This window comes from Mesorhizobium sp. M7A.F.Ca.ET.027.03.2.1 (genome assembly GCF_003999175.1).
GTDB lineage: Bacteria > Pseudomonadota > Alphaproteobacteria > Rhizobiales > Rhizobiaceae > Mesorhizobium.
In genome coordinates, this window is record NZ_RZOM01001742.1 from 1 (window position 1) to 655 (window position 655).

Annotated in this window: 2 protein-coding genes; both read left to right on the forward strand. The window is 64.4% G+C overall.

From position 1 onward, the window contains the following. The coding region (locus EN750_RS40185) for a hypothetical protein (protein WP_210212811.1) at positions 1-216 on the forward strand (216 nt) is incomplete at its 5' end. Continuing rightward, positions 209-655, forward strand: a 447-nt coding sequence (locus EN750_RS37770; protein WP_145968355.1) for a SapC family protein, incomplete at its 3' end; no start/stop codon positions are given. The genes EN750_RS40185 and EN750_RS37770, both read left to right, overlap by 8 nt.

The following is a 655-nucleotide window of genomic DNA, read 5'->3' on the forward strand; positions in this document are numbered from 1 at the left end:
GAGGCGGGCAGGCTGGCGGTCGTGTTCCCCAAGACAATCGACCGCCGCAATCCCAAAATACAGCACCGCCTGTCCTTTTATGCGCGCGAGAGACGCTGTAGTACTTTGTTCCTGCGCGGGATTCCTTTCGACCCAAGATCAGGGCAAACAAGCATAGATCCCGGCTTCGGGACCATTGGCAGCCTGATGGGCTTGCGGGAGACGGATGATGGCTGATGCAAAGACGGAAGTGACGGGCGACGCGATGCCGCTGTTCTATTCGAGGCCCGAGGCGCTCAACCCGGCGCGGCACGGCTCGCTGGGCCTGACCGCGCGCAGCGATTTTGGCTTCGCCCGCTCGGCGCACGCCATTCCGGTGGTGGCGTCGGAAATGCCGGCGGCGATGCGCTCCTACCCGATCGTCTTCATCGGCGCGGGCAAGGCGCCGGTGATCATCACCGGCGTGCGCCAGAACGAGAACCTGTTCGTCGATGCCGAAGGCAAATGGACCGCGCCGCACTACATCCCCGCCTATGTCCGCCGCTATCCCTTCATCCTTGCCGAAGACCCGACATCGGCCGGCCGGCTGACGCTGTGCGTCGAACGGGCCAGCGACCGCATCGTCGACCAGTTGCTGGCGCCGTCCCGCGATGACAAGATCCTGCCGTTCTTCACC